This is a genomic window from Microbacterium sp. AG157 (genome assembly GCF_003385695.1).
Lineage (GTDB): Bacteria > Actinomycetota > Actinomycetes > Actinomycetales > Microbacteriaceae > Microbacterium > Microbacterium testaceum.
In genome coordinates this window covers 1,187,047-1,209,687 of sequence record NZ_QRDK01000001.1, presented here as the reverse complement: position 1 = coordinate 1,209,687, position 22,641 = coordinate 1,187,047, and the positions used below count along the sequence as shown (strand labels likewise).

The window sequence follows — 22,641 nt, the reverse complement described above, 5'->3', positions numbered from 1 at the left end:
CAGCCCGTGATCCCCCAGGAGCATCCGATGGCCACCGCCGAACTTCGCCTCTCCGTCCCCGTCGACTCCGCACGAGACGCGGTCGGCTACGCGCTCGCCGAACAGGGCTTCACGGCCCAGCCCACGGCATCCGGATCCCTCGACGTGTCGCGCGGGAGCATGGGCACCACCCTGGTCGCCGGGGCGTTCGCGGGACAGGACATGCACGTCCGTTTCGACGTGCACTTCTCGGAGATCCCCGAGGGGACTCTCGCGTCGTTCGAGCACTCCACTCTGGGCGGCTTCTTCAAGGGCGGGGCGATCGGCGCCGCAAAGGTCGGCGATGTCGTGCGCGATGCAGCTCACCGTGCGGGCGCTCGGCTGGCCGAGCAGGGCGTGCTGGTCGGGGGTGTGCCTGCTTCCCCTTCCGGCGCGGGCGACGCGCAGCAGCCGGCCGCGACCGACAGCACGTGGGCGCCTCCGGTGCCGCCCGCTCCTCCCGGCTACCCCGGCGCGGCTTCTGCGGGCGACGGCGGAGCCGCTCCGGCTGACGGCGCTCCCGTCGGCGGCGCTCACACGGTCGCGCCCGCGTATGGCTCGTCGCCCTATGGCACCGTGCCGGCCGCATCGGATCGCACCAACGGCATCTCGATCCTCGCGATCATCCTCGGTTTCGTCTTCCCCATCGGCGGCATCATCGCCGGTGCGGTCGCCCTCGCCCAGATCAAGCGCACGGGCGAGAAGGGGCGCGGCCTCGCGATCACCGGCATCGTGGCGGGCGCGGTCATCAGCGTTCTGACGATCCTCGCCGTCATCGGCCTGTTGATCTTCTCGTTCACCGTCGGTTCGAAGGCGTCCTCCGCCGACCCGTTCGATGTCCCCACGTTCCCGCAGGACGGTGGCGTCACCGTCGGCCCCAGCGAGGCTGCTCCGGGCGACGAAGACACCTTCACCCTGCCCGTCGGGGTCTGCCTCGACGACGTCCCGAGCGGATTCATCAGCTCGTCCAACATCGTCGAGTGCGCCACCGCGCACACCTACGAGGTGTTCAGCAGTTTCCTCCTCCCCGAGGGAGCTTTCCCCGGCGACGACGCGATCGCCTCCGCCGCTCAACAGGGCTGCGATGCGGCGTTCCCGGCGTTCGTCGGCATCCCCTATGACCAGTCCGCCCTGAACTACCAGTACGTGGCTCCCACCGAGGGCACCTGGGCCGACGGCGATCGCGAGATCTCGTGCCTGCTCTACGACCCCGCCGTGCAGGAGACGACCGGGTCGTTGGCGGGTTCGGCGCGCTGACGAGGGTTGGGGGCGACCGACACTCGCGCTGAACCCGGGTACGTGTCGCCGTGCGCGGCGGGGCTACGTGCAGCGAGCCACTCCGAACCACAGCAGGGTGGTGGTCGTGACGTTCACCGACATCGCCGTGCCTGCCGTCCAGTCCCGAGTCAGGTTCGTTCGGATGCGAATGACGGAGGTTCGACCGAAAGAGAAGGGGCTGCTCGGCTTGATGACGAACTCTCGGGTATCAGATCCCACACGAGCGAGGGAACCTCGCCCGTCGACGAGAACATCGAAGTCCAGAGGCCGTTGCCCCGTGTAGGACCATGACACGGTGGCCGTACCGTCCGCGTTGTTGCGACACGACAGGGCGTCGGGAGGGCGTGCCGTCGCCGCCGAGAACGAGCCCGATGATCGCACCGACGCCGAAAACGGTTCGGCGAACGCGGCGCCGGGAAGAGCGATCAGGGCCAAGGTGAGGGCGATGCCGCTCGTCTCAAGGAGACGACGGTGCCGTCTGCACTCCGACCGGGCCCGAATGCGGCGAGAGAAACCGTCCACCGGTACTCTCCCGCCCGCTTTTCGGCCCGGGGGATGGCTGTGGGTTGTGGAGGTCGGTCCCTCTTCTCGCTGTGTCGGTCGCACGGCTGGTGTCAGCGACAGCCACACGACCAGCCCGACAGCAGCAACGAGGGGGATGAGCCTGCCGAAGTCCCCGACCGACGCCAGGAGGATCGGCGTGCCCACATACGGCACTCTGATGCACCCGACTCCGATGACCGCCGAGCTGTCGAGAAGGCTCGAGTCGGGGTCCGGGTTCGCATCGCCCTTCGTGACGAAGCCGTTGCCGTCGCGACGGACAATGCGATGAAGACGTAATCTCCCCGGATGATCAGGATCTCTCCCCAGTAACACGTGCCCTGACTGTAGATCTCCCGTCGACGCCGGACGGCTGACAACGAGGTCTCCCGGTGCGATGGCCGGCTGCATGGAGCCCGTCATGACTGTCGTCGTCGTCCATCCCAGGACGAGAGGTGCTACCGCCCAGAATGTCATCCCCAGAATGAGGGCAAGGATGGCGCGAGCCGTCAGGACGCCGCAGAGTCGCCCCCAGAGGCGCAAGGCCCCAATCTCCCCCGCGCTGTGTTGCGGGTGGCCGGGGGCGGCGTCGACTACTGGTTCTGCGCTTCCCATGTGAAATTGAGCTTGACGGTTCCACCCATCGCGGAAGAGGGAGCGTTGCTGGCGACGTCGTAACTGATGCGGTAAGTGCGCGGCTCGGACGCCCCGCCCGAGGTCACCCAGTCACCGAAGCCGTTGCTGAAGTTGGTGCTGTTATTGATGAACGCGTCCAGGGTGTTGTTGTACGACGCGCTAGTGGAGAGGGCGGCGAAGCCGTTGCACGTGCCGTTTCCGCCGCCCGTTCCCTGGGTCACATGGAGGTTGATCCAGGACCCCAGGGAGTTCGTCTGGCTGGCGGTCGTGGCGTAGAGCTTGACCGCTGCCGGCAAAGAACCCTTCGACGTGACGACGATGCAGTTGCTTCCGGCTGAGCCGGGCTTGAGATTGTCCGCCGTGAAGGCTGCGCTGTTGGGGAGATCGTTCGAGAGCGCGACGGTTCCCGCGGTCCAATTGTTGGCGGCATTCGATGTCGTCGCAGAGAACGCGGAGTACGAGGCCGTAGAGACGAGGACACCGGAGCCGAGCAGCGCGAGCGGTATGGCGGCCAGCGTGCCGAGGCGAGCGAGCTTGGGGGTGGGAGCGTGCATGACGGGTTATCTTTCGGGTCGAGGAAAGGGCGATGAGTGTGGCCGCGGCGGCACTCGCCGGTGCTGGTCCCGACTGTTCTCGTCGGTGACGAATGGTCGTCGAGGGGCGACAACCTTTTGAGCGAGATGGCTCACGTGAGCGTCCACTTCTGAGACGAACTCCCGTCGCAGGTCGCGATCTGCTGCTGCGTGCCGGCTGTTGCCGATCGGCTCGGGTCGGTGAGGCACAGCCCGGACGATGGGTTGTACATGGAGCCGTCGTCTCGAGCTACCCACCACTGATAGCCGAGGCCGTTGCAGTCCCACAGCTGAACGATGCTGCCCGACGTGTTCCCCTTCATGTCCAAACATTTTCCGTTGGCGCGAAAGGTGCCGTCCGACCATGTCGTCCACTTTTGACTCGTGGAGGAAGGATCGCAGGTCGCCAAGACGACCGGCGTTCCTTGCGCGCTGCTGTTGCCTTGGATCGCCAAGCACATCCCACTGTCTCCTGGACCACCGACCACCGCGATGCCTGTCTGCTGCGATGTCGCCGTTGACGTGACCGGACCCGCGCTCGCTGACCACGACAGGTACCGGTAGGAGACCGTATAGCTGGCCTGGCCTGTGAAAGGGCAGTACCCGGCGGAATTAGGGGTACTGCCGTTGTCGCAGGTCTTGAACGTCGCCGCCCCGTTCTGATAAGTGAGTCCACTGGCCGCAAGCACGGGGTAAGGGTAGGTGGAGTACTGAGCGTCTCCGTTGCCGAATACGGGTGTCGAGGGCACGTTCGCTCCCCAGGCCCAGAAGGTACCATTCTGGTCAACGGCATAACTCTGAAGACTGCCTGTCGACAATTGAAGGACGTTATACGAGACGCGATCAGGATTATAGGTTTTCACCGGTACGCTGCTGTCGGACTTCGAGCCGCTGCCGAGTTGACCCTGATCGCCCCGCCCCGCGATGTAAATAGTTCCGTCGGAGGCGATGGCGCCCACCGTGTCGGAACCGACGGACACATCGACCCACGTCTTGTTTGTCGGGACTTGAAACTTCTGAAGATAGGCGTACTTGTTCGAGTTGCTTCCCGACGGAAGGTTGGCGCCCAGTTGGCCCCGCTTGTTGGAGCCAGCTACCCAGACTGAGTTGTTGCTCAACAACACGGCTGTGTTATTCATGTACCCCGCGATCCTCACTGCGGAGGTGCCCGCGGGCAGAATGGCCTGGGCCGGCGCGTCGGACCATGCGAACGTTCCGTTCGCCAGTTGACCATATGTGTTGTCTGTGCCTCCGACAGACCACACCGTCCCATCACTCGCCAGCACCATGCCGGCTCTGCTGAGCTGCACAATCTTGCGCCCCCCAGGGAAAGTCACGGCGTGGGCGGTCTGGCCCGTGCCTGCTCTCCATACGACCCGGTCCGCATCGAGCATGGTGACGGTGAAGCCGTCGAAGGTCGCCGAGATGATCTTCGAAGAGCTCGGCGGGGCGACGAACCGGGGGGTTGGGGAATCGCTCCCGTACCCCCAGATCCACACGGTTCCGTCCGACGCCACCGCCGATGCGCTTGCGAACGTGTAGGAGAAGTCGACGATCGCGCGGTTGCCGGGGAACGTCACTTTTGTCGGATATTTGTTGAGAGTGGTGTTCGTGCCAAGGGACCCATATTGCTGGTCCGCGCCCCATGTCCACACAGAGCCTTCGCTGATGGCGCCGGCAACGGCGCCACCGACGCTGAAGGTGTTTTGCGTTTGACGATCTTTTGCGACTGGATAAGGGTCGCTCGCGGATGTCCCGGTGCCGGAGTAAATACTGACAGGATCTTTCCCGTCGATTGTTCTGGTCACCGAGTACGACACGCCGGAAGACACCTGGTTTGCTGTGGCCCACGTCTGCTGCCGAGCATCCACCCACCGCACGTTGACCCCGTCGTCGCGGCTCGTGGCTGACAAGCCCGATACGGGTGACAGCGTTGCGGCAGCGATCGAATTACCGTTCCGAGTCTGCTGAGCCACAAACCAGGCCCCGGTGTCTTCAGGAGGCGCGACCACGCCGGCGATGAGCGCGGCCGTTACGGCGGTGATGGCTAGAGCGACTCGGCGCCGCCCCGGCTGTCCGGACGGTTTGCGTGATCGAATCATGGCTGCTCCTGAGGCACTCGTACGCGAAGACTCGCGAGCACGGGTGGGGAAATAGATGCGGGTGACAAACGAGAAGACGGCGCCGTCTCGACGCAAGTCTCAGACGGCGCCGCGCGGCGACCCACCCGTTACCCTCGGAGGAATCGCCGGCCTGAATCACGGGCTTTGTTGAGTTACCCGGACGAAAAGTGAGGCAGATGCGGTCTGCCCCTGGTACTCATTGCCCACCGCAGCCGGAAGGGACAGTGTGAAGGTCACCGGTGCCGTTTCACCTGCCGCGAGTGTTCCCAGAGCATGAGCATCGGTGTTTGTGAGAACGCTCGTGACGGTCACGTCGCCGCGCTGAGCGGTCCACGCCACCTGACTCGACAGCGGAGCCGACGGATCGGTGCTCGACAACGCGAACAGCGATACGGGAACGTTCGTGGTGTTGGTGACTTTTGCGGTGACCACGGTCGGCGCGGCTCCAGGAAGTAGGACGATCGAACCGCCTGCCGAAGGTGCAGGATCGACGGAGACCACCGTCACCTGAACCGCGTCGCAGCCCGACCCGACGGCAGCCTGCGCTCCGGGCGTAGGGGCAGCGAAGCCGAGCACGAGGACAAACCCGAGGGCGATGACCGTCGCCGAACCGCGACCCAACGACCGTGATCCGCGTTGGGTCCGGCGCTGGCGGTGCCGGCGAGCTCGAACGGCAACCACGATGCCCGTTCCGAGGAGAACCGCAGCAACGATGCAGAGGAGCGTGATGTTGATGTTGAGCCCCGTGATGGCCAGACCGCCGTTCGCACCGTCGACCCCACCACCTACGAAAGGTACGACCCCCGTCGCGGAGGATGCGCCGCCGGGAATCTGCACATCGGGTGTAACGGGTACGGAGCAGTCCAAGATGGTGTCCTCTGGTACAAAACGGGTCTTCACGGTTCCCGCTGAACCTAGCTCATCGCTCTCTGTCAGTCAATTTTGGCGGTTTGAAACCGTTATGTACCCTTTTCGCCCGATGTCAACCGCTCTTCGTTTTTCGAGGATCATCAGGCGGTTTGACGCGCGGGGCCGTAGAATGGAACAACCCGTTACCCCGGAATGAGCACATGGCGAATCACGTAGAGCACCTGTTTGCTGGGTACCCGGCGATCCTGTCCGCGAAGGATGTCGCTGAGGTGCTCGGGCTGAACAACAAGACCGTTTACGAGTACCTGCAAAGCGGCACCCTGCCCGGTTACCACATCGGTACGAAGTGGGTCATCATCCGCGACGAGGTCGTGGACTTCATCTCCCGCGCATCCAACGTCGCCGATCGTCCCGCGGTCAGCGTCAGTCCGTAGGGCTTCCTCATCGGCCCCTCTGGGTGAGGGAAGGTTCGAGAGGCGTAATACGGTTGCGCCGCGCTCACTGGTGGCATATCTCGACTTCTGACGACGCCGGCCAACGTTGCGGCGAGTCGATGCGCGCGATGTTCTCGCACGACGATGAGGTCCTGCCTATGGACGACGTCGCACACCCCGAGGCGGCTCGGATGCTCCTGCCTGAGCCTCTCGAGGTGCCGCCCATCGCGCGCGCGATCGTGTACATGGCGCAGTACTTCGACACTTCCTCCACGGATTTGGTCATCGAGTTCGCCTAGGCGATCGAAGCTGTCGGCGCGGACGGCCGCGTGGGTGGCTTCGTTCAGGCGGTGTGCGCGGAGAGTGTGCCGGCTCTCGTGGGCGACGGGGGTCCCTCCGGCCCAGTCTTGAAGATGCTCGGCGCGCCATGGCTCGGGAGGCTGACTGAGCCCCCGCTCGTGTGACTCTCTTCGGCCACGTCATGGCGCCTCTCTATGACCTGCCGGTCGCGCACGTGGACTCCTGTCAGGTGATCTCTGCCAGCTGGACCGTGGGGACCGCGCAGGCCTTGCATCGCTACACGTAACCGGGCAAGCGTGCTTCTTGCCGCGCTGATGTGCGCGGCTAGACGGTCCCCATCTGCCCGCGGTGGCGGGTCCGGCGGGAGCTCCGCCTCGAGGCGGCGGTGTCGTCATCGACGAGCGATGTCGGGACTTTGTGTCGTGCCCTCGAACGGGGTTGTCAAAGGTCACGCAATTGCTGTTATGGTATCGACGTTCCGCTTCACTCCGTTTTGACCCGTAGAATACTCTTTGAACTGTTTAGACCCGTTGATGGGTACTGCTGAGTGAAAGGTTCGCTTGAGGTCCATCTTGCGTGTCAAGGCGACCGGTCATCGCGCCCGCAGGGCTCGGCACCGGTCCCGAAGCACGAGCACCCGTCCGGTGCATACCGGTCACCGTCGTACCGAAGCCGCGTGGTTGAAGGCCGACGTTCATCTCCCATCACTCGAAAGTGCACCGCTCATGAACTCCACGTCCCGTCCCTACAAGAAGAAGCTGTTCATCGCCTCCGCGGCGCTGCTGAGCATCGGTCTGACCGGTTCGCTCGCCACCGGCGCCTACTTCACCGATCAGAAGGTCGTGACCGACAACAAGCTCACTGCCGGCACCGTCGTCCTCGGCAACCTCGCTGACGACTCGACTTCTACCGCGCCGGTCGTCTTCACGAACGTGCTCCCGATCGACGACTCCACCAGCGCCAAGATCGCGGCTAAGGCGAAGACCTTCAATGTCAACATCCGCAACACTGGCACTGCGGACATCGACTGGAAGTCAAAGATCACCCTGACCTCCAGTGCCTTCGCCAAGCAGGTGACGGTGTCGTACAGCACCGATGGTGGCACGAACTGGTCCACGCCGGCCCTTGCCGACAACCTCAATAATGTCGCTATCAACAGCTCGAGCTCGCTTGCGGCCGGCGGATCACTGCCCATCAAGTTCCGCGCCTGGCTGCCGGCCTCCACCGACAACAGCGCGCAGGGCCAGAGCCTGACGTTCACCCTGACCGTCAACGCCATCCAGGCCGGCGCGCCCTGGTCCTAACTCAGACCGGGTGCCGGTCGAGCCCCAAACCGGCCGGCACCCCGTCGGGACGAGGCCATCACAGAGACCGATGGCGTCGGCCCAGCCGACAGGCAGACCCCGTCAGCATCCCGCGCGATTAGGCGAGCCCAGATGACACTGATGCACGATGTCGATCCCTCGCAGGGCGAGAAACGCGCGGCGATCGCTGCCTTTGTGATGATCAGCCTCGGGGTGATCGTCACCCCCACGCACCTCGACAGCGAGATGAGCCGCAGCTCCACACTGTTCTGCGCGGGCACCGTCTTCCTCGGGGACCCCGCCCTTCGGGAGGCCGCCGCGCCGCCGCGCGTCGTGTTTCGAGAAGCTCTGAGCGTCCCGCAGTCCACCCACACGCTCGCCATAGATGTTCGGAACATCGGGCTCAGCGTCGTCGGATGGCATACCGGGTTCGAAGTGGCACCGCACGGCTACCCCTCGAAACATGTGGCACTCTCCCTCAGCGCCACCGGCGGCGCCACATGGTCACCGCCGGTGCCGATGGATGACGCCGAGAACCCCGCCTTTTGTGCACCGCCGACGCTCTCGCCCGGGGCGCTTCACCGCATTCTTCTGCGCGTGCACCTCTCCGCAGAGCCGGCGCGAGAAGGGTCGCGCGCCGTGGGATTGACCGTGGACACCACCGTCCTTCAGAACGAACGGAAACAGACCCCGCGCCGCGCCCATCGGCGTTGGATGCGGTCGCCCGACCGTCCCCGGCTCGGCAACGCCCTGTCTGACTGATACGTACCTGCCTCGGAGGTCCACCATGCGCATCCTCTCCTCTCTCCGCTGGAGCGTCGTTGCTGCTCTGCTTGCCCTACTCATCGCCCCGGCGGCCGTCGCCCTCGTCACCGGGACGCAGCTCGTCGTCGTCGATGGGAAGTCGATGACACCTACCTACCAGTTCGGCGACATCGTCCTCATCGGCGCACCCCACCCCGACGATTTCGCCCCCGACCACGTGGTGACCGTCGGGATGCCCAACGGTGCGATGTACACCCACCGGATCATCAGCATCACTGACGGTAAAGCGCAGCTCAAGGGTGACGGCAACACCGCCGAGGATCCCGACACGGTTACGTACGATCAGCTGGTCGGGGCCGTGAGAGGACACATCGGCGGTCCCCTCGCCGGCATCCTGGCATACGCCCAGACCCTGCCCGCCCGTGTCAGCCTCGCCGTCCTCGTTGTCGCACTGATCATGCTCCCCTTGAGCCCGCACCGTCGATCGGTCGACGACGAGCACGATCGAGACACATCGACCCCGGCTGACGCGGAGGCGGACACACCTGACGACCACGCCTCGTCTTCCGACGACCTGGACATCTTCCTACCGGTGGTGCCAGCAGCCTCACGCGACGGTGATGCCGTCGTCCCCGCGCCGCCCCATTCCCGCCGCGCCCGTCAGCAGGGGTGATTCCCTGCGGAGCGCCAATGAACGCCCGCCCCTCGCCCTCCAAACCCCCATTTTCCGGGAGATCACGTGACCGCTAACGAACAACTTCACGCAGTGGCGTTCCGCAGCTGCCCCACAGCGGTGGTCATCGAGGACGACGCTCAGGTTCGCGCTCTTCTCACCCAGACACTCGAGGCCGCCGGCTACGCGACGGATGCATGCCCGAATGGAGTCGAGGGGATCGAGACCATCTTGGCGACATCGCCGGACCTCGTCACGGTGGACATCGACCTCCCGGGCATCGACGGGCTCGAGGTGGTGCGCAGAGTCCGTGCCGCCGGCCTGGCGACGCACATCATCGTCGTCTCGGCTCAAGACGACGAGCCGGCCACGCTCCTCGGGTTCACGACTGGCGCAGACGACTACGTCACGAAGCCTTTCCGCATCCGTGAGCTCCGTGCCCGCATCGATGCCGTGTCACGGAGAGCAGCCCGCGCGCACCAGAGCCGCTGACGTCTCGTCTGGATGACCCCGCCTTCCGCACCCGACCCGGCATGTACTCGTCTGCCAGTCGGAACTCGGCGGGCGGAGTCACCTCGCTCCGCTCTTGCCCGAGTTATCTGACCTCCGCCCGGTACTCGCAGATCCAGGTCGGCGCCTCAGCGCGCCGGCGCCGCCGTCGAGCCGCGGTCGACCAGCTCGAACGGAAGTGTGCCGAGGCCCCGAACGGGCTCGGCGCCGTCGAGGGCTGCGAGCACCGCCTCGGCCGCGCGTCCTCCCTGACCCCGTGCGAACTGATCGACGGTGGTGAGCGAGAACCACCGACCGAGCTCGTGCCCGTCGACACCGACGATCGACACGTCCTCGGGTACGCGTAGACCGAGTTCGCGCGCGGCGAGGATCGCCCCGATCGCCATCTCGTCCGAGGCGGCGAAGAGCGCGGTCGGCGGGTTCGCGGCGGTCAGGGCGCGGGTCGCCGCGGCGGAGCCACCCTCGATCGTGAAGTCTGCCGGCTCCACCACGGCGTCGGTGATACCCGCTGCCGCCAGCTGCTCCACGAAGCCTCGACGTCGCAGGCCCGGCACGGTCGAACCCGCGGCGGTCGCGGCATCCGCTCCGATGTGCACGAGATGCCGGTGACCGAGCGCGAGCAGGTGATCCGTCGCCAGGCGTCCCACGGCGAGATCGTCGACCGTCAGGGTCGTCAGGAGCGGGTTGGGTCCGGCGATCGCGACGATCGGAACGCCCAGCCCGCGCAGGGACGCCGATTCCTCGGCATCCAGTTCGAGGGCGATCGTGATGACCGCGTCGATGCGGCGGCGGCGCAGGTGGTCGTCGAAGACGCGGTGACGCTCGACCGGGTCGCCGCTGACGCTGTACAGGGTGATGTCGTAGCCCTCGCGCACGAGAGCATCGGAGATGCCCGCGAGCACCGTGCTGAAGAACCAGCGGTCGAGGAACGGCACGACCACGCCCACCGCCCGCGCCCGTCCGGTCGCCAGGCTCGACGCGGCCGCCGAGACGACGTAGCCGAGCTGGTCGGCCGCAGCCAGCACCCGATCGCGGGTTACGGCCGAAACGGGTCCGCGCCCGCTCAACGCACGCGAGACCGTGGCCGTCGACACCCCCGCCGCGCGGGCGACGTCATCGATACCGACCACGGTCTCGAGATTCCGGATGCCGCGACCTACGCCGCCGCGATCCAGACCGTCGTGTCGGTCGGCAGGCGCTCGTCGTCGAGGGGGCCGCTCGCGATGAGCACCTCGCCCGCGGGGAGCTCTACCGACTCGTCGCCGAGGTTCGCGATCACGAGCAGGGAGCCGTTGCGGAACGCCACGATGTCGTCGCCGTACTCGTCGAGCCACTCGAGGTGACCCGCGCCGAGGTTGCGGGCACGGCGCTCGGAGAGGAGCGACCGGTACAGCGTCAGCGTCGAGGACGGGTCGTCGACCTGTACGTCGTGCGCGAGCTCGGCCCACTCCGCGGGCTGGGGCAGCCACGACTGGCCCGTGGTGTTGAAGCCGTAGGCGGGGGCGTCGGAGGTCCACGGGATGGGCACGCGGCAGCCGTCGCGACCGTAGCGCTCGCCGTCGGTGCGGAACCAGGTGGGGTCCTGTCGCGCGTCGTCGGGCAGGTCGATGACCTCGGGAAGACCAAGCTCTTCACCCTGGTACAGGTACGACGAGCCGGGGAGCGCGAGCATCATCGACGTGGCGGCGCGCGCGCGACGCAGGCCCTTCACCGGGTCGGGCTGTCCGGGCGACTTCGGGCCGATGCCGGCGCCCTGCGGGTTCTCGGCGGTCAGCGCGAGACGCGAGGCGTGGCGCACGACGTCGTGGTTCGACAGGACCCAGGTGCTCGGGGCGCCGACGGCGGCATACTCTTTCAGCGACTCCGAGATGACATCGCGGAGGGCGGCGGCATCCCACTTCGTCTCGAGGTAGTGGAAGTTGAACGCCTGGTGCATCTCGTCGGGACGTACCCAGAGAGCCGTCTGCTCGATGGTCGGCAGCCACGCCTCGGCGCACAGGGCGCGGTCGCCGTCGTACGCGGCGAGCACCTCGTGCCACTCGCGCCACACGTCGTGCACGCCGGGCTGACCCCAGTACGGCACCTCTTCGGCGTCGCCGCCCATCGAGCCGCCCTCGGGGTCGGGCGTGAAGTCGGGCAGGCCCTCGGCCTTGATGAGGCCGTGGGCGACGTCGACGCGGAAACCGTCGACCCCGCGGTCGAGCCAGAAGCGCAGGATGTCGCGGAACTCCGCACGCACCTCGTCGTTGGTCCAGTCGAAGTCGGGCTGGCTCTCGTCGAAGATGTGCAGGTACCACTGGCCCGGAGTGCCGTCGGCCTCGGTGATGCGCTTCCACATGCCGCCGCCGAACACGCTCTCCCAGTTGTTCGGGGGCAGTTCGCCGTTCTCGCCCTTGCCATCGCGGAAGATGTACCGCGCCCGCTCGGGGCTGCCGGGAGCGGCCTTCAGCGCCTCCTGGAACCAGACGTGCTGGTCGCTGGAGTGGTTCGGGACGAGGTCGACGATGACCCGGATGCCACGCTCGTGCGCACCCGCGAGCATCTCGTCGAAGTCGGCGAGGGTGCCGAAGATCGGGTCGACGTCGCGGTAGTCGGCGACGTCGTAGCCCGCGTCCTTCTGCGGTGAGGTCTGGAAGGGGCTGAGCCAGATGGCATCCACCCCCAGCTCTTTCAGGTCGTCGAGGTGCGAGGTGACGCCGGGCAGATCGCCGAGGCCGTCGCCCGATGCATCGGCGAAGGAGCGGGGGTAGATCTGGTAGATGACGGCGGTGCGCCACCACTCGGAGCCGGGCGCGGAGACGAGGTCGGCCTGCGCCTCTTCCTGCGTGAAAGTCATGGTGTCCACGTTAGTGCAAGCGCTTGCATCGTGGTCAAGTGGGCGGCGGGTGAATCCCGGCGGGCGTAGCGAGGTGGGGTGGGTGGTGTCGGCCGGGGTGCGAGCGGTTCGCGCCTCGGGGTGTGAACGCTCCTTGAGTGTCCAAAACACCCGGACGAATTTTCGAAGTGTCCGGGTGTCTTGGACACTCGATGCGTCGGGCGAGCGCCCGCCATGAGCCCGCCCGTCCGCGCCCACCGTGAGCCCGCCCGTCCGCGCCCGCCGTGAGCCCGCCGGTCCGCGCCCACCGTGAGCCCGCCCGTCCGCGCCCGCCGTGCGCCTGCCGCCCGCGAGCCCCGCCCCGCGGGCGCCGCGATTAGGCTGGGTCGGTGCCCGACGCCTCCGCCCTCGCCCGTGCTGAATCGCTCATCACGAGCATCCCCGACTACCCCAAGCCCGGGATCGTGTTCCGCGACATCACGCCGCTGCTCGCCGATGCCGCGGCGCTGCGGGTCGTGGTCGACGCGCTGATCGAGCCGTTCGTCGGACGCTTCGACGCCGTCGCCGGGGTCGAGGCCCGCGGCTTCCTGCTCGCGGGGGCGGCGGCCATCGCCGCCGACGTGGGGCTCATGCCGATCCGCAAGGCCGGCAAGCTGCCACGGCCCGCGGCAAGCGTCTCGTACGACCTCGAGTACGGCTCGGCGCGGATCGAGATGCACGATGACGCCGCAGCCGGTGCTCGCGTGCTGCTGCTCGACGACGTTCTCGCCACCGGTGGCACGCTCGGCGCGGGCCGCGAACTGCTCGAGGCCGTGGGCAGCGAGGTCATCGGCATCGCGACGCTGCTCGAGATCGACGGGTTGGGTGGCCGCGAGGCCCTGGGCGGCGCCCTGCACTCGGTCTTCCACGTCTGACGCGCGACGACCTCCCCGTGCCGCGGTCCGGGTGATCCGGCTGCGATAACCGCGCGCCGCGAGGCGGCGGGAGAGCGGATGCCGGGATCTTCCGGAGTCCGGCACGCCGCTGCCCCGCCGCGACGACGTTTTACGCGACGTCGCGCGACGCTCGTAACGCCGGCAGCTCCCGGTCGGTGTCGGCGACCTGCGTCAGTTTCGCCGTGAAGTGCGAGAGGGGCGGTGCGGTCATGACCTTCATGAGCACGCCCCGCGCGGCGAGCCCGAGCCGCGAATGTGGGTACGCGAGCTTGAGCATCCCGCGCGGAAAACCCTGGATCTCGTCGACCAGCGGCCGCATCCACGCATCGAACGAGGCGAGCGCCTCGTCGAGCCGGTCGCGGTCGGGGCGCCCCTCGACCTGCGAGAGGGAAGCCGCCAACACGTACCCGCCGATGAGTGCCAAAGACGCCCCGCCCCCGCCCATCGGTGTCACGCACCACGCCGCGTCGCCGATGACGCACACGCGTCCGCGGTGCCATCCCGGCATCCGGATCTGCGTGAGTTCGTCGATGTACACGTCGTCGGAGGAATCGAAGCCGTCGAGCACACGCTCCGCCTGCCACCCGGCGTCGGCGTAACGCTCGCGCAGCACGCGCAGGGCTTCGTCGCGGTCGCGCCCGACCAGGTCGTCCTCGCCCGCGTACGACAGGATCGCGCGGATGGTGCCGTAGGGGTCGGGGCGCAGGTGCACCTGGCGTCCGCCGACCGCGTTGTACCAGCGCCACCGGTCGTCGTCGCCGTCGGCCCGGGGGATCGTTCCGAAGGCCATCGTGATGCCGAGGGGATCGGCATCCACCTCCGATTCCGCGAAGAGCAGGTCGCGCGTGGCTGAGCGCACGCCCTCGGCCACGATGAGGAGGTCGGCCTCGAGGCGCTCGCCGTCGGTCGTGACGACGACGATCCGGTCGGCCCGCGACTCGTCGACCTCGGTCACGGTCGCGCCGTAGACGAAACGCACGCCCTTCGGGAGGGACTCGAGAACGGCGCGCGCGAAGTCTCCGCGCAACACCTCGAGTTCGGCCGTGGCACCGTCGGGCCCGTCCGAGGGAAGCTCGGCGATGACCTTGTCATCGGCGTCGACGATCACGGTGCCGGTCTCGGTGGTGTTCTTCGCGCGGATCGCGTCGGTCAGGCCCATGCGTTCGAGGACCTCGCGCGCGACCCCTCGCACGTCGACGTTCTGCCCGCCGTCGCGAAAGGCCGGGGCCCTCTCGACGACGGTGACGTCCCACCCGATCGTGCGCAGCCACCAGGCGGTGGACAGTCCGGCGATGCTGGCGCCGGTGATGAGGGCGTGCGGTGCGGTCATGGCGGTCTCCTCGGGGGTCGGTGCATATAGCTTTACGGCAAAGTCGCTTTACTGTAAAGTCATTGCATGACCTCCGTGAACGCGCTCTCCACGTCCTGGTCCGACGACGAGGTCGGGGTGATGCACGGTCTTCGCGACTGGGCGATGGCATCCGACGAACTCAATCGGCACCTGTCGACCTGGATGGGTCTTCCCGTCTCGGATGCCGAGGCGCTCGGCCAGATCGTGTGGGCCGCGCAATCCGGCAGCCCGGTGTCGCCCGCTCTGCTCGCACGACAGATGGGCATGACCTCGGGCGCGGTGTCGGTGCTCATCGACCGGCTCGAGCGCGCGGGGTACGTCACGCGCCACCGCGAAGGCGACGACCGCCGTCGCGTGGTCGTGCGCCCCACCGCCACCGCCCTCGAGGGGACCGAGCGCTTCCTCGGCTTCGCAGGCGCCGAGGTCGCCGCCGCCGTCCGCGAGACACCGGATGCCGAGCTGCGCGTGATCCGCGCCTTTCTCGAGCGCATGACGCAGGCGGCGTCGGCCGCGAACACCCGGCTTCGTGACGCACCCGCGTCGACCAGAATCGACGCGTGACCACCAGCCCGGGAACCCGGCGCCGCGGAACGGCGACCGCGCTCACGCGTTAGCGTCGGCTCACGCGGGCGTGCGCACCGCAGCGAACCTGTTGCGGCGACGCAGCGCGAAGCCCAGGCGCTCGTACGCGGCGATCGCGCCGAGGTTCGTCGCCGCGGCGTGCAGCAGCGCACGGTCGCCGCGTTGCTGGATGTGGAAGGCGACATCGAGCACGAGTCGTGAGGCGAGTCCCTGGCGGCGGTGGTCGGCGTCGACGGCGACGGCACTGATCTCGGTCCATCCGGTGGGGTGCAGACGCTCGCCGGCCATCGCCACGAGACGCCCCTCACGACGGATGCCGATGTACCGGCCGAGCTCGTAGGTACGGGGTCGGAAGGGACCGGGCTGGTTGCGCGCGACGATGTCGATCATCTCGGCCGCGTCATCGGCGCTCAGCTCGATGGCCTCGTCGTCGGGGCGGGTCTGCAGGGCATCGGTCTCGACGAGCTGGACTCCCTCGCCGCCGCCGACCCACTGCCAGTCCGCGGGGATCTCGCCCTCGAAACCCGACAGGCCCACGTCGGCGCCGGGGCCGACGAGCTCGCGCAGCGCCTCCCACACGTTCGGGTCGTCCCACGTGCGCACGGCCACGAACGGGGCGACGTCTTCGGGGTAACGCTTGACCAGATCGCCGCCGATCGCGAAGCGCGCGTGCGGACCGGCGAGCGAATGCCAGGCGGCGTTGTCGAGCACGGTGGCGTCGGCGTGCGGAACGGGAAGCGGGAGGGTGGTGGTGGTGGTCATGGCATCCGTTCTGGGCGAGGTGCGGCGAGGCGCACTTAAGACAACAGCGGCGAGAGTCCCGCATTCCGCGGGGCTCAGCGCACCCCGGCCGTGGTGCGGGCCGCGAGGGCGGCGGCGACCGCCCCGGCGACTCGGTCGGTCTGGCGCAGCGACAGCGAATCGGAGCGCGGGCGGGTGAAAGCGCCGGCCTCCATCGACGAGGTGAAGGGCCCGATCGCGAACATCGCCGGGCGCGACCGCCCGTCGCGCGCGATCACGCGACCGTCGGCGTCGACGTCGATGCGCCCGAGCGAGCCGGTGAACGTCTCATCCGAGACGTGCACCTCGCGTCCGTGACGACTGGCCAGCTCGCGGAGTGCGGGGTTCTCGCTCGCCGACGCGGTCGCGGCGGGAAGCCACGCGTCGATGAGTCCTCGAGCGCTCACGTTGTCGCCGGTTCGCGGCGACGAGGCGACGAAACCCCGGTCGACGTCGACGTGCACCGCGACGTCGGGCCCGAGAAAACGGACGATCCCCGCGTCGGCCAGCGCGAGGAGCTCGTGCAGACGGTGCGCGGGCGGACCCGAGGCGACGTAGCTGAAGAACGCGTGCCAGGTCACGGGCAGGTCGACGGCCCGGGAGCGCGCGCTCCACCGCTCGGTCGGGATGTCCGCCAGTGCCAGGAACGACGACAGGATCGTGAGGAACAGCGCCTGGGCCGTGCTGCGATCCTGGTTCGTGCGCAGGTGCAGGTCGTCGAGGATGTGCCGGCTCACCCGCTCGTGCACCTCGGCGGCGTCGGCGAACGTCTCGTCTCCCAGTGGTACGTCGAGTGTGCGCACGTCGAACCGGTCGAGAGGATCGGGAACCACCGCGGCGGCGGCCCGGCGGAGGGCCGAGGTGTCGGCATCCACCTCTCGAAGGGTTTCGCGGAAGGCCTGCCACGTCGTCGTGACGCGCTCGGGGTGACCCGTGAAGAGTTCGCGGTAGTGGCCCCACACGAGCTCGCGCGCGATGAGCGGCCAGACGTCGTCGAGGAAGTCGATCGTGCCGGGGCGCGCGAGCAGCGCGGCGACCGCCGCGGGGGTCAGCACCTCGCGCACGGGCGGGTCTCCCTGAAGCTGAGACGACACCTTCGAGCGGTAGGGCACGCCGCGTCGAGATCCGAGGTGCAGCCGCGGCTCGCGGCCCGAGGGCTCGTAGCGCAGCCTCCCGTCCGCACCGGTGACGAAGCGACCGCCCCGCCCCGCGGTGAGCAGCACCACGGCGTCGACGGCCGCCAGCCCCATCCCGCGGACGATCACGTCGTCGCCGGGTGCGAAGACGCTCAGGTCGGCGTCGGCGGTGAAGGCCGGGGGAACGTAGGTCAGCCCGGTGCGGGCGGCGGCCTCGCGCAACGAGACCGCCTCGCCCTCGAGCTCGCGGGCGTTGTGCCCCATCGCGTACACGAGAACGTCGGCGGGCAGACGGATGCCGTCGGCGAGGGCGATCTCGTACCCGTCGGCCGTGTCGTCGACCCACTGCACGGTACCCTCGTGCCACCGCACCTCGACGCCCGGCGGGGCGATCGCCACCGTGCGACGCCAGAACCAGTCGAGGTACGCGCTCTGCAGGCGCCGCGTCGGGAAGGAGTCCGGACCCAGGCCCCGCAGCTCGGCATCCAGATCGACATCGTCGATCGCGACGTCGGGGAGCGTGCCCGCACGCACCCGCTCGGCCCACTCGATCAGCGAGGGCCCGGAACGGATCGGCCCCGAGATCGTGCAGGACTCGTCGGTGAAGACGGTGACGTCGCGCGCCATCGAATTGAGCTTCAGCAGCGGCGACTGCTCGCGTCGCCAGATGCGCCCCGCCCCCGGCGGGAACGGGTCGACGAGGGTGATGCGCAGCGGAAGCGGGGAGCGCCGGGCGAGCAGACGCTCGACGAGCATGACCGCCCGCGGCCCTGCCCCGACGATCACGAGCTCGGTCATCGCACCCCGGCGCTCACGGTGACCGGGGGCAGGCCCAGCAGGTCGTGCAGCGTGGCCCCCTCGTCGTAGGAGCGGCGGTACGACCCGCGTTCCTGCAGCAGCGGGACGACCTTCTCGGTGAACTCGTCGAGGCCGTGCGGGGTGACGTGCCCGACGACGGTGAACCCGTCGGTCGCGCGCTCCTGGACGTAGCGGTCGATCTCGGATGCCACGTGCTCCGGCGTCCCGACGAAGGTGTGCTTCGCGGTGAGGCGGATGACGAGCTCGCGGATGCTCAGGTTCTCGGCGGTGGCCTGCTCGCGCAGCTGCCCCACGCGAGCGCGGATCGCGGCGTGACGTCCGGCGAACCCCTGCGCTGTCTCGACCCCCGTGTCGGGCTCGAGGTCGGGCAGTGGTCCGTCGGCGTCGTACCCGCTGAGATCGCGATTCCAGATCTGCTCGAGATAGGTGATCGCGGTCTGGGGCCGCACCTGCGCGAGCGCGATCTCGCGCGAGCGTTCGCGGGCCTCGCCGGCGGTGTCGCCGAGGACGAAGGTGGCGGCGGGGAGGATCCTCAGCGAGTCCTCGTCGCGGCCGTGCGAGGCGAGGCGGCCCTTCACGTCGCGGTAGAACTGCTGCGCGTCGGCGAATTCCGTGTGCAGCGAGAAGATCACGTCGGCGTGGGTCGAGGCGAAGTCGCGGCCGTCGGGGGAGTCCCCGGCCTGCACGATGACGGGCCGCCCCTGGGGGGAGCGGGGGACGTCGAACACCGCGTCGACGTCGAAGAGACGGGATTCGTGCCGCACCCGCGTGATGGCGTCGTCGCGCAGGAACTCACCCGTCTCGGCATCGGCCACGACCGCGTCGTCGCGCCACGACGACCACAGCGCCTTCGACAGTGCCGCGAACTCCGATGCCCGCACGTACCGGTCGGCGTGGTCGAGGTAGCCGCCGCGGCGGAAGTTCGCCCCGTGGAACGCGTCGGAGCTCGTCACGGCGTTCCATCCGGCCCGGCCGCCCGAGAGCTGATCGAGGGTGCCGAGCTGTCGCGCGAGTTCGAACGGCTCGTTGAACGTCGTGTTGAGCGTGCCGACCAGTCCGATGTGCTCGGTGACGGCGGCCAGCGCGGTGAGGATGGCGAGGGTGTTCGGGCGTCCCGCGACGTCGAGGTCGTGCAGCTGCCCGCGGTGCTCGCGCAGACGCAGGCCCTCGGCCAGGAAGAGGTAGTCGAAGAAGCCGCGCTCGGCCGTGCGGGCGAAGTGCTCGAACGACGAGAAGTCGATCTGGCTGCCCGCGCTCGGGTCGGTCCACACGGTGGTGTTGTTGACGCCCGGGAAGTGCGCGGCGAGATGGACCTGGCGGCGGGTCATGCGCCGACCTCCTGACGGGCGTAGCGGCTGGCGAGGCGGGGGAGTCCGAGACGCTCGCGCAGCGTGGGGGAGCCGTCGTCGGGGAGCAGGATGCCGGCGGCCGCCGCCCGCGGCACGAACCGGTCGGTGATGGCATCGAGGTCGGCGGGCAGACGGGCGGGGCGCAGGCGGACGCCGTCGACTCCCGCCTCGGCGAGGGCGCGGATCTCGTCCACGACGTCATCCGCGGTGCCGACCACGACCCGCGCATCGGTGGTGAGCGGCGCGCGGTCCTGCAGGCGGCTCCACACGGCCTCGGCCCCGGCGCGCGTCTCGTCGACGAGCACGAGCAGGTCGGCGAAGACGCGCAGGTCGTCGCCCCCGTCGAGTTCGCCCAGGATGCCGCCGACGGCGTTCGCATCGGAGGGAGTGATGAAGACGAGGTCGGCGTGCTCCGCGGCGAAGCGATAGGGGATCGTCTGGTGCGCGAGCGCCGTGATGAGCGGCTGACCCTGGGGAGACCGCGGCACGATCGACGCCCCGGTGACCGAGAAGAACTCGCCCGCGAACGCGACGTTGTGCACGCGTTCGCGGTCGAGGAATCTGCCCGACTCGAGGTCGCGCACGATCGCGTCGTCCTCCCACGAGTCGGCCAGACGCCGGATGACGTCGGCGACCTCGCCCGCCTCGCGGAAGGCGGCGAGCAGCGCGGGATCGTCTTCGACACGACCGGATGCCGGCAACCCGGTCGGTCCGTCGGCGCGGCGACCGAAGTTCTTCCGCTCCTGCGCCGTCGAACCCGCGACGAGCCGGACGCCCGCGCGGCCGCGGCTCACGTGGTCGAGGGTCTGCAGGCCCGTGGCGAGGTGGAAGGGCTCGGGATGGGTCGTCGTGGCGGTCGGCACGAGACCGATCCGTCGCGTGGCCGGGGCCAGGAACGACGCCAGCAGCACCGCGTCGAGGCGCCCGCGGACGCGGTCGCGGCGGGTCTCGGCATCCGGTTCGAACGACCGCCCGCCCAGGCTGAGCGCGTCTTCGATCGTCGCGAGGACAAGACCCGCGGCGTCGGCCGTGCGGGCGAGGTCGCGCCAGTAAAGCGCGGAGGTCAGCTCGGTGGGCCGGGCTCCGGGCTCGCGCCAGGCGGCCGGGTGCCAGCCGGCTCCGTCCAGGGCGACGGCGAGGTGGATGCGGTCGGGCATCGAGGCTCCTTCGGTCAGGCGACGTGCTGACGACTGTCGCCCGGGACCCAGGCGGGTCTCAATGCGTGACGTAACGCAACGTCTTGCGGCGTCACGAACCGACGAAAGGGGCGGAATCTAGCGCGCGCGCTCGGCGACCGCTCGACTATGACGCTCCGCAACGCAGGGTGTCGGACGGTGACGCCTCGCGACGGTCGGTGTCGCTCGAGATGAGCGCGCCGCCGCGCGCGCCTACGGTCGGCGTCATTCCTGTTCCCGATGAGAGAGGCCTCCCATGAGCGCACCCTCCGCCGTCGCCCCGTTCACGGGGGTGCCCGCCCTTCTCGACGATCTGCGCCGCGAGGCGCCCGAGATCGAGGTGCGGGAATCGTCGTCCGAGACGGCCGTGTTCGCGTTCGACGCGGGGACCGCCCCGCGACGCGGCGGTCCGGCGCTCGACGGGCCGACGGTGGCCTTCCCCGCGACCGTGGGTGACGTGCAGCAGCTCGTGCGTCTCGCCGCCCGTCACGGCGTCAGCGTCGTGCCGCGTGGGGCGGGAACCGGCCTCTCGGGCGGGGCCACGGCGCAACCCGACCAGCTCGTCATCTCGACCGACCGGCTCGACCGCATCGTCGAGGTGTCGCCCGCCGACGAGGTCGCCGTCGTCGAACCCGGCGTGCTCAACGCCGCGCTCAACGAGCGCTTGGCGCCCCTGGGGCTCTTCTACGCCCCCGACCCCGCCAGCTGGCGCATCTCGACGATCGGCGGCAACATCGCCACCAACGCCGGGGGCCTGCGCTGCGCCAAGTACGGCGTCACGCGCGAATCGGTCCTCGCTCTCGACGTCGTGCTCGCCGACGGCAGCCTCGTGTCGGTGGGCCACCGCTCGATCAAGGGCGTGACGGGTCTCGACCTGGTCTCGCTGTTCGTCGGGTCGGAGGGCGTGCTCGGCATCGTGGTGGGCGCCACCGTGCGCATCCGCCCGCTCCCGGTTGCGCGGCGCACCCTGACGGCGTTCTTCGATTCCACCGACGCGGGGGCCGCGGCCATCGGGGCCATCACCGCCTCTCGCGTGCGCCCGAGCGTCATCGAGTTCCTCGACGAGATCACCCTCGACGGGATCGACGCGGCGCAGGGTTCGGGCCTGAGCGCCCGGGGCGCCGCCCTGCTGCTGATCGAACTCGACGGCTTTGGCATCGACGAGCAGACCGCTGAACTGACGACCGCGCTCGTCGCGGCAGGGGCGCGGGTCGAGGTCGAGAACGACGCGGATGCCGAGGTCCTCTGGGAACTGCGACGCTCGGGCCGACGTTTCGACGCGGGCTCGTGGTTCGCCGGTGGCGACGTCGCCGTGCCGAAATCGCGCATCGCGGAGTTGTTCGCGGGATTCCCCGCGATCGCCGCGCGGTTCGGGGTCTCGGTGAGCGCCGTCGCGCACGCCGGCGACGGAAACCTCCACCCGGTCATCTCGCTCCCCATCCCCGCCGGCGCGGACCCCGCCGTCGTCCCGCCCGCGGTCCACGATGCGTCCGACGCCGTCGTGCGCGCCGCTCTCGCCGTCGGGGGGACCGTGAGCGGCGAACACGGCATCGGCACAGTGAAACGCGCGCTCGCCGCCGAGGAACTCACCGTCCGTGTTCGCGAAGCCCAGCTCGCCGTGAAGAACGCGCTCGATCCGGCCGGGCTCTTCAACCCCGGCAAAGCCCTGTAGTCAG

The 22,641-nt window shown here is 68.8% G+C and carries 21 protein-coding genes; 10 read left to right on the top strand and 11 right to left on the bottom strand.

Annotated elements, in window-relative coordinates; genetic code table 11:
* The first annotated feature begins 27 nt into the window (after positions 1-27).
* Positions 28-1,275: a DUF4190 domain-containing protein gene (locus DEU35_RS05745; RefSeq protein WP_103207047.1), complete on the top strand. Its 1,248-nt coding sequence runs from the start codon at positions 28-30 to the stop codon at positions 1,273-1,275.
* A 63-nt stretch (positions 1,276-1,338) separates the two neighbouring features.
* Here DEU35_RS05745 and DEU35_RS17555 read toward each other — a convergent pair whose 3' ends face one another.
* From DEU35_RS17555 to DEU35_RS16805, 4 genes are all read right to left on the bottom strand, one after another.
* Positions 1,339-2,313: a signal peptidase I gene (locus DEU35_RS17555; protein ID WP_368845308.1), complete on the bottom strand. Its 975-nt coding sequence runs from the start codon at positions 2,311-2,313 to the stop codon at positions 1,339-1,341.
* A 116-nt stretch (positions 2,314-2,429) separates the two neighbouring features.
* On the bottom strand, positions 2,430-3,026 hold the full coding sequence (locus DEU35_RS05735) for a hypothetical protein (RefSeq protein WP_116238841.1): 597 nt from the start codon (positions 3,024-3,026) through the stop codon (positions 2,430-2,432).
* Positions 3,027-3,157: 131 nt separating this feature from the next.
* Positions 3,158-5,146, bottom strand: a complete 1,989-nt coding sequence (locus DEU35_RS05730; protein ID WP_116238840.1) for a ricin-type beta-trefoil lectin domain protein — start codon at positions 5,144-5,146, stop codon at positions 3,158-3,160.
* Between the two features lie 156 nt (positions 5,147-5,302).
* Positions 5,303-6,067, bottom strand: coding sequence for a hypothetical protein (locus tag DEU35_RS16805; RefSeq protein ID WP_147301827.1), 765 nt, complete (start codon positions 6,065-6,067; stop codon positions 5,303-5,305).
* 170 nt (positions 6,068-6,237) lie between these two features.
* On the opposite strand from DEU35_RS16805, the gene DEU35_RS05725 reads away from it, so the two are divergent.
* The 6 genes from DEU35_RS05725 to DEU35_RS05705 all read left to right on the top strand — a co-directional run bounded on the left by DEU35_RS05725 (position 6,238) and on the right by DEU35_RS05705 (position 10,005).
* Positions 6,238-6,471 carry a helix-turn-helix domain-containing protein gene (locus tag DEU35_RS05725; RefSeq protein WP_103207042.1) on the top strand — a complete coding sequence of 78 codons (234 nt, stop codon included), beginning with the start codon at positions 6,238-6,240 and terminating at the stop codon, positions 6,469-6,471.
* A 158-nt stretch (positions 6,472-6,629) separates the two neighbouring features.
* Positions 6,630-6,770: a hypothetical protein gene (locus tag DEU35_RS17040; protein ID WP_180993401.1), complete on the top strand. Its 141-nt coding sequence runs from the start codon at positions 6,630-6,632 to the stop codon at positions 6,768-6,770.
* Positions 6,771-7,496: 726 nt separating this feature from the next.
* On the top strand, positions 7,497-8,075 hold the full coding sequence (locus tag DEU35_RS05720; protein WP_103207041.1) for a hypothetical protein: 579 nt from the start codon (positions 7,497-7,499) through the stop codon (positions 8,073-8,075).
* 132 nt (positions 8,076-8,207) lie between these two features.
* Entirely contained in the window at positions 8,208-8,837 is a 630-nt protein-coding gene (locus tag DEU35_RS05715; protein ID WP_103207040.1) for a hypothetical protein, read from the top strand.
* A gap of 25 nt (positions 8,838-8,862) precedes the next feature.
* Positions 8,863-9,513: a signal peptidase I gene (locus DEU35_RS05710; protein ID WP_103207039.1), complete on the top strand. Its 651-nt coding sequence runs from the start codon at positions 8,863-8,865 to the stop codon at positions 9,511-9,513.
* A gap of 66 nt (positions 9,514-9,579) precedes the next feature.
* Positions 9,580-10,005, top strand: a complete 426-nt coding sequence (locus DEU35_RS05705; RefSeq protein ID WP_103207038.1) for a response regulator transcription factor — start codon at positions 9,580-9,582, stop codon at positions 10,003-10,005.
* 146 nt (positions 10,006-10,151) lie between these two features.
* Here DEU35_RS05705 and DEU35_RS05700 read toward each other — a convergent pair whose 3' ends face one another.
* Together DEU35_RS05700 and DEU35_RS05695 are read right to left on the bottom strand one after the other, a co-directional pair.
* Positions 10,152-11,153, bottom strand: a complete 1,002-nt coding sequence (locus DEU35_RS05700; protein ID WP_116238839.1) for a LacI family DNA-binding transcriptional regulator — start codon at positions 11,151-11,153, stop codon at positions 10,152-10,154.
* Positions 11,154-11,179: 26 nt separating this feature from the next.
* Entirely contained in the window at positions 11,180-12,859 is a 1,680-nt protein-coding gene (locus DEU35_RS05695; RefSeq protein ID WP_116238922.1) for a glycoside hydrolase family 13 protein, read from the bottom strand.
* Between the two features lie 368 nt (positions 12,860-13,227).
* Between DEU35_RS05695 and DEU35_RS05690 the strand changes: the two genes are divergently transcribed.
* On the top strand, positions 13,228-13,752 hold the full coding sequence (locus DEU35_RS05690; protein ID WP_116238838.1) for an adenine phosphoribosyltransferase: 525 nt from the start codon (positions 13,228-13,230) through the stop codon (positions 13,750-13,752).
* A gap of 130 nt (positions 13,753-13,882) precedes the next feature.
* On the opposite strand, the gene DEU35_RS05685 is transcribed toward DEU35_RS05690, so the two are convergent.
* Positions 13,883-15,103, bottom strand: coding sequence for an FAD-dependent oxidoreductase (locus DEU35_RS05685; RefSeq protein ID WP_116238837.1), 1,221 nt, complete (start codon positions 15,101-15,103; stop codon positions 13,883-13,885).
* A gap of 66 nt (positions 15,104-15,169) precedes the next feature.
* Here DEU35_RS05685 and DEU35_RS05680 point away from each other — a divergent pair, with 66 nt between their 5' ends.
* A complete protein-coding gene (locus DEU35_RS05680) occupies positions 15,170-15,685 on the top strand; it encodes a MarR family winged helix-turn-helix transcriptional regulator (RefSeq protein ID WP_116238836.1) in 516 nt (171 codons plus the stop codon).
* Positions 15,686-15,745: 60 nt separating this feature from the next.
* Here DEU35_RS05680 and DEU35_RS05675 read toward each other — a convergent pair whose 3' ends face one another.
* The 4 genes from DEU35_RS05675 to DEU35_RS05660 form a co-directional block, all read right to left on the bottom strand.
* The gene (locus tag DEU35_RS05675) at positions 15,746-16,468 is read right to left on the bottom strand and encodes a GNAT family N-acetyltransferase (protein ID WP_116238835.1); all 723 of its coding nucleotides are present in this window, start codon (positions 16,466-16,468) and stop codon (positions 15,746-15,748) included.
* Positions 16,469-16,542: 74 nt separating this feature from the next.
* Positions 16,543-18,420, bottom strand: a complete 1,878-nt coding sequence (locus DEU35_RS05670; RefSeq protein WP_116238834.1) for an FAD/NAD(P)-binding domain-containing protein — start codon at positions 18,418-18,420, stop codon at positions 16,543-16,545.
* A complete protein-coding gene (locus DEU35_RS05665; protein ID WP_116238833.1) occupies positions 18,417-19,769 on the bottom strand; it encodes an NtaA/DmoA family FMN-dependent monooxygenase in 1,353 nt (450 codons plus the stop codon). The genes DEU35_RS05670 and DEU35_RS05665 overlap by 4 nt, the downstream gene beginning before the upstream one ends.
* Positions 19,766-20,947, bottom strand: coding sequence for an LLM class flavin-dependent oxidoreductase (locus tag DEU35_RS05660; protein ID WP_103207030.1), 1,182 nt, complete (start codon positions 20,945-20,947; stop codon positions 19,766-19,768). The genes DEU35_RS05665 and DEU35_RS05660 overlap by 4 nt, the downstream gene beginning before the upstream one ends.
* A 274-nt stretch (positions 20,948-21,221) precedes the next feature.
* On the opposite strand from DEU35_RS05660, the gene DEU35_RS05655 reads away from it, so the two are divergent.
* On the top strand, positions 21,222-22,637 hold the full coding sequence (locus DEU35_RS05655) for an FAD-binding oxidoreductase (protein WP_116238832.1): 1,416 nt from the start codon (positions 21,222-21,224) through the stop codon (positions 22,635-22,637).
* Positions 22,638-22,641: the final 4 nt, after the last annotated feature.

Excerpts from the sequence above, each read along its gene's own strand:
- DEU35_RS05655 (WP_116238832.1), top strand. The coding sequence starts at position 21,222 with ATGAGCGCACCCTCCGCCGTCGCCCCGTTCACGGGGGTGCCCGCCCTT.
- DEU35_RS05680 (WP_116238836.1), top strand. The coding sequence starts at position 15,170 with ATGACCTCCGTGAACGCGCTCTCCACGTCCTGGTCCGACGACGAGGTC.
- DEU35_RS05745 (WP_103207047.1), top strand. The coding sequence starts at position 28 with ATGGCCACCGCCGAACTTCGCCTCTCCGTCCCCGTCGACTCCGCACGA.
- DEU35_RS05710 (WP_103207039.1), top strand. The coding sequence starts at position 8,863 with ATGCGCATCCTCTCCTCTCTCCGCTGGAGCGTCGTTGCTGCTCTGCTT.
- DEU35_RS05660 (WP_103207030.1), bottom strand. The coding sequence starts at position 20,947 with ATGCCCGACCGCATCCACCTCGCCGTCGCCCTGGACGGAGCCGGCTGG.
- DEU35_RS05665 (WP_116238833.1), bottom strand. The coding sequence starts at position 19,769 with ATGACCCGCCGCCAGGTCCATCTCGCCGCGCACTTCCCGGGCGTCAAC.
- DEU35_RS05730 (WP_116238840.1), bottom strand. The coding sequence starts at position 5,146 with ATGATTCGATCACGCAAACCGTCCGGACAGCCGGGGCGGCGCCGAGTC.
- DEU35_RS17555 (WP_368845308.1), bottom strand. The coding sequence starts at position 2,313 with ATGACATTCTGGGCGGTAGCACCTCTCGTCCTGGGATGGACGACGACG.
- DEU35_RS05715 (WP_103207040.1), top strand. The coding sequence starts at position 8,208 with ATGACACTGATGCACGATGTCGATCCCTCGCAGGGCGAGAAACGCGCG.
- DEU35_RS05720 (WP_103207041.1), top strand. The coding sequence starts at position 7,497 with ATGAACTCCACGTCCCGTCCCTACAAGAAGAAGCTGTTCATCGCCTCC.
- DEU35_RS05685 (WP_116238837.1), bottom strand. The coding sequence starts at position 15,103 with ATGACCGCACCGCACGCCCTCATCACCGGCGCCAGCATCGCCGGACTG.
- DEU35_RS05670 (WP_116238834.1), bottom strand. The coding sequence starts at position 18,420 with ATGACCGAGCTCGTGATCGTCGGGGCAGGGCCGCGGGCGGTCATGCTC.
- DEU35_RS05695 (WP_116238922.1), bottom strand. The coding sequence starts at position 12,859 with ATGACTTTCACGCAGGAAGAGGCGCAGGCCGACCTCGTCTCCGCGCCC.
- DEU35_RS17040 (WP_180993401.1), top strand. The coding sequence starts at position 6,630 with ATGGACGACGTCGCACACCCCGAGGCGGCTCGGATGCTCCTGCCTGAG.
- DEU35_RS05735 (WP_116238841.1), bottom strand. The coding sequence starts at position 3,026 with ATGCACGCTCCCACCCCCAAGCTCGCTCGCCTCGGCACGCTGGCCGCC.
- DEU35_RS05675 (WP_116238835.1), bottom strand. The coding sequence starts at position 16,468 with ATGACCACCACCACCACCCTCCCGCTTCCCGTTCCGCACGCCGACGCC.
- DEU35_RS05725 (WP_103207042.1), top strand. The coding sequence starts at position 6,238 with ATGGCGAATCACGTAGAGCACCTGTTTGCTGGGTACCCGGCGATCCTG.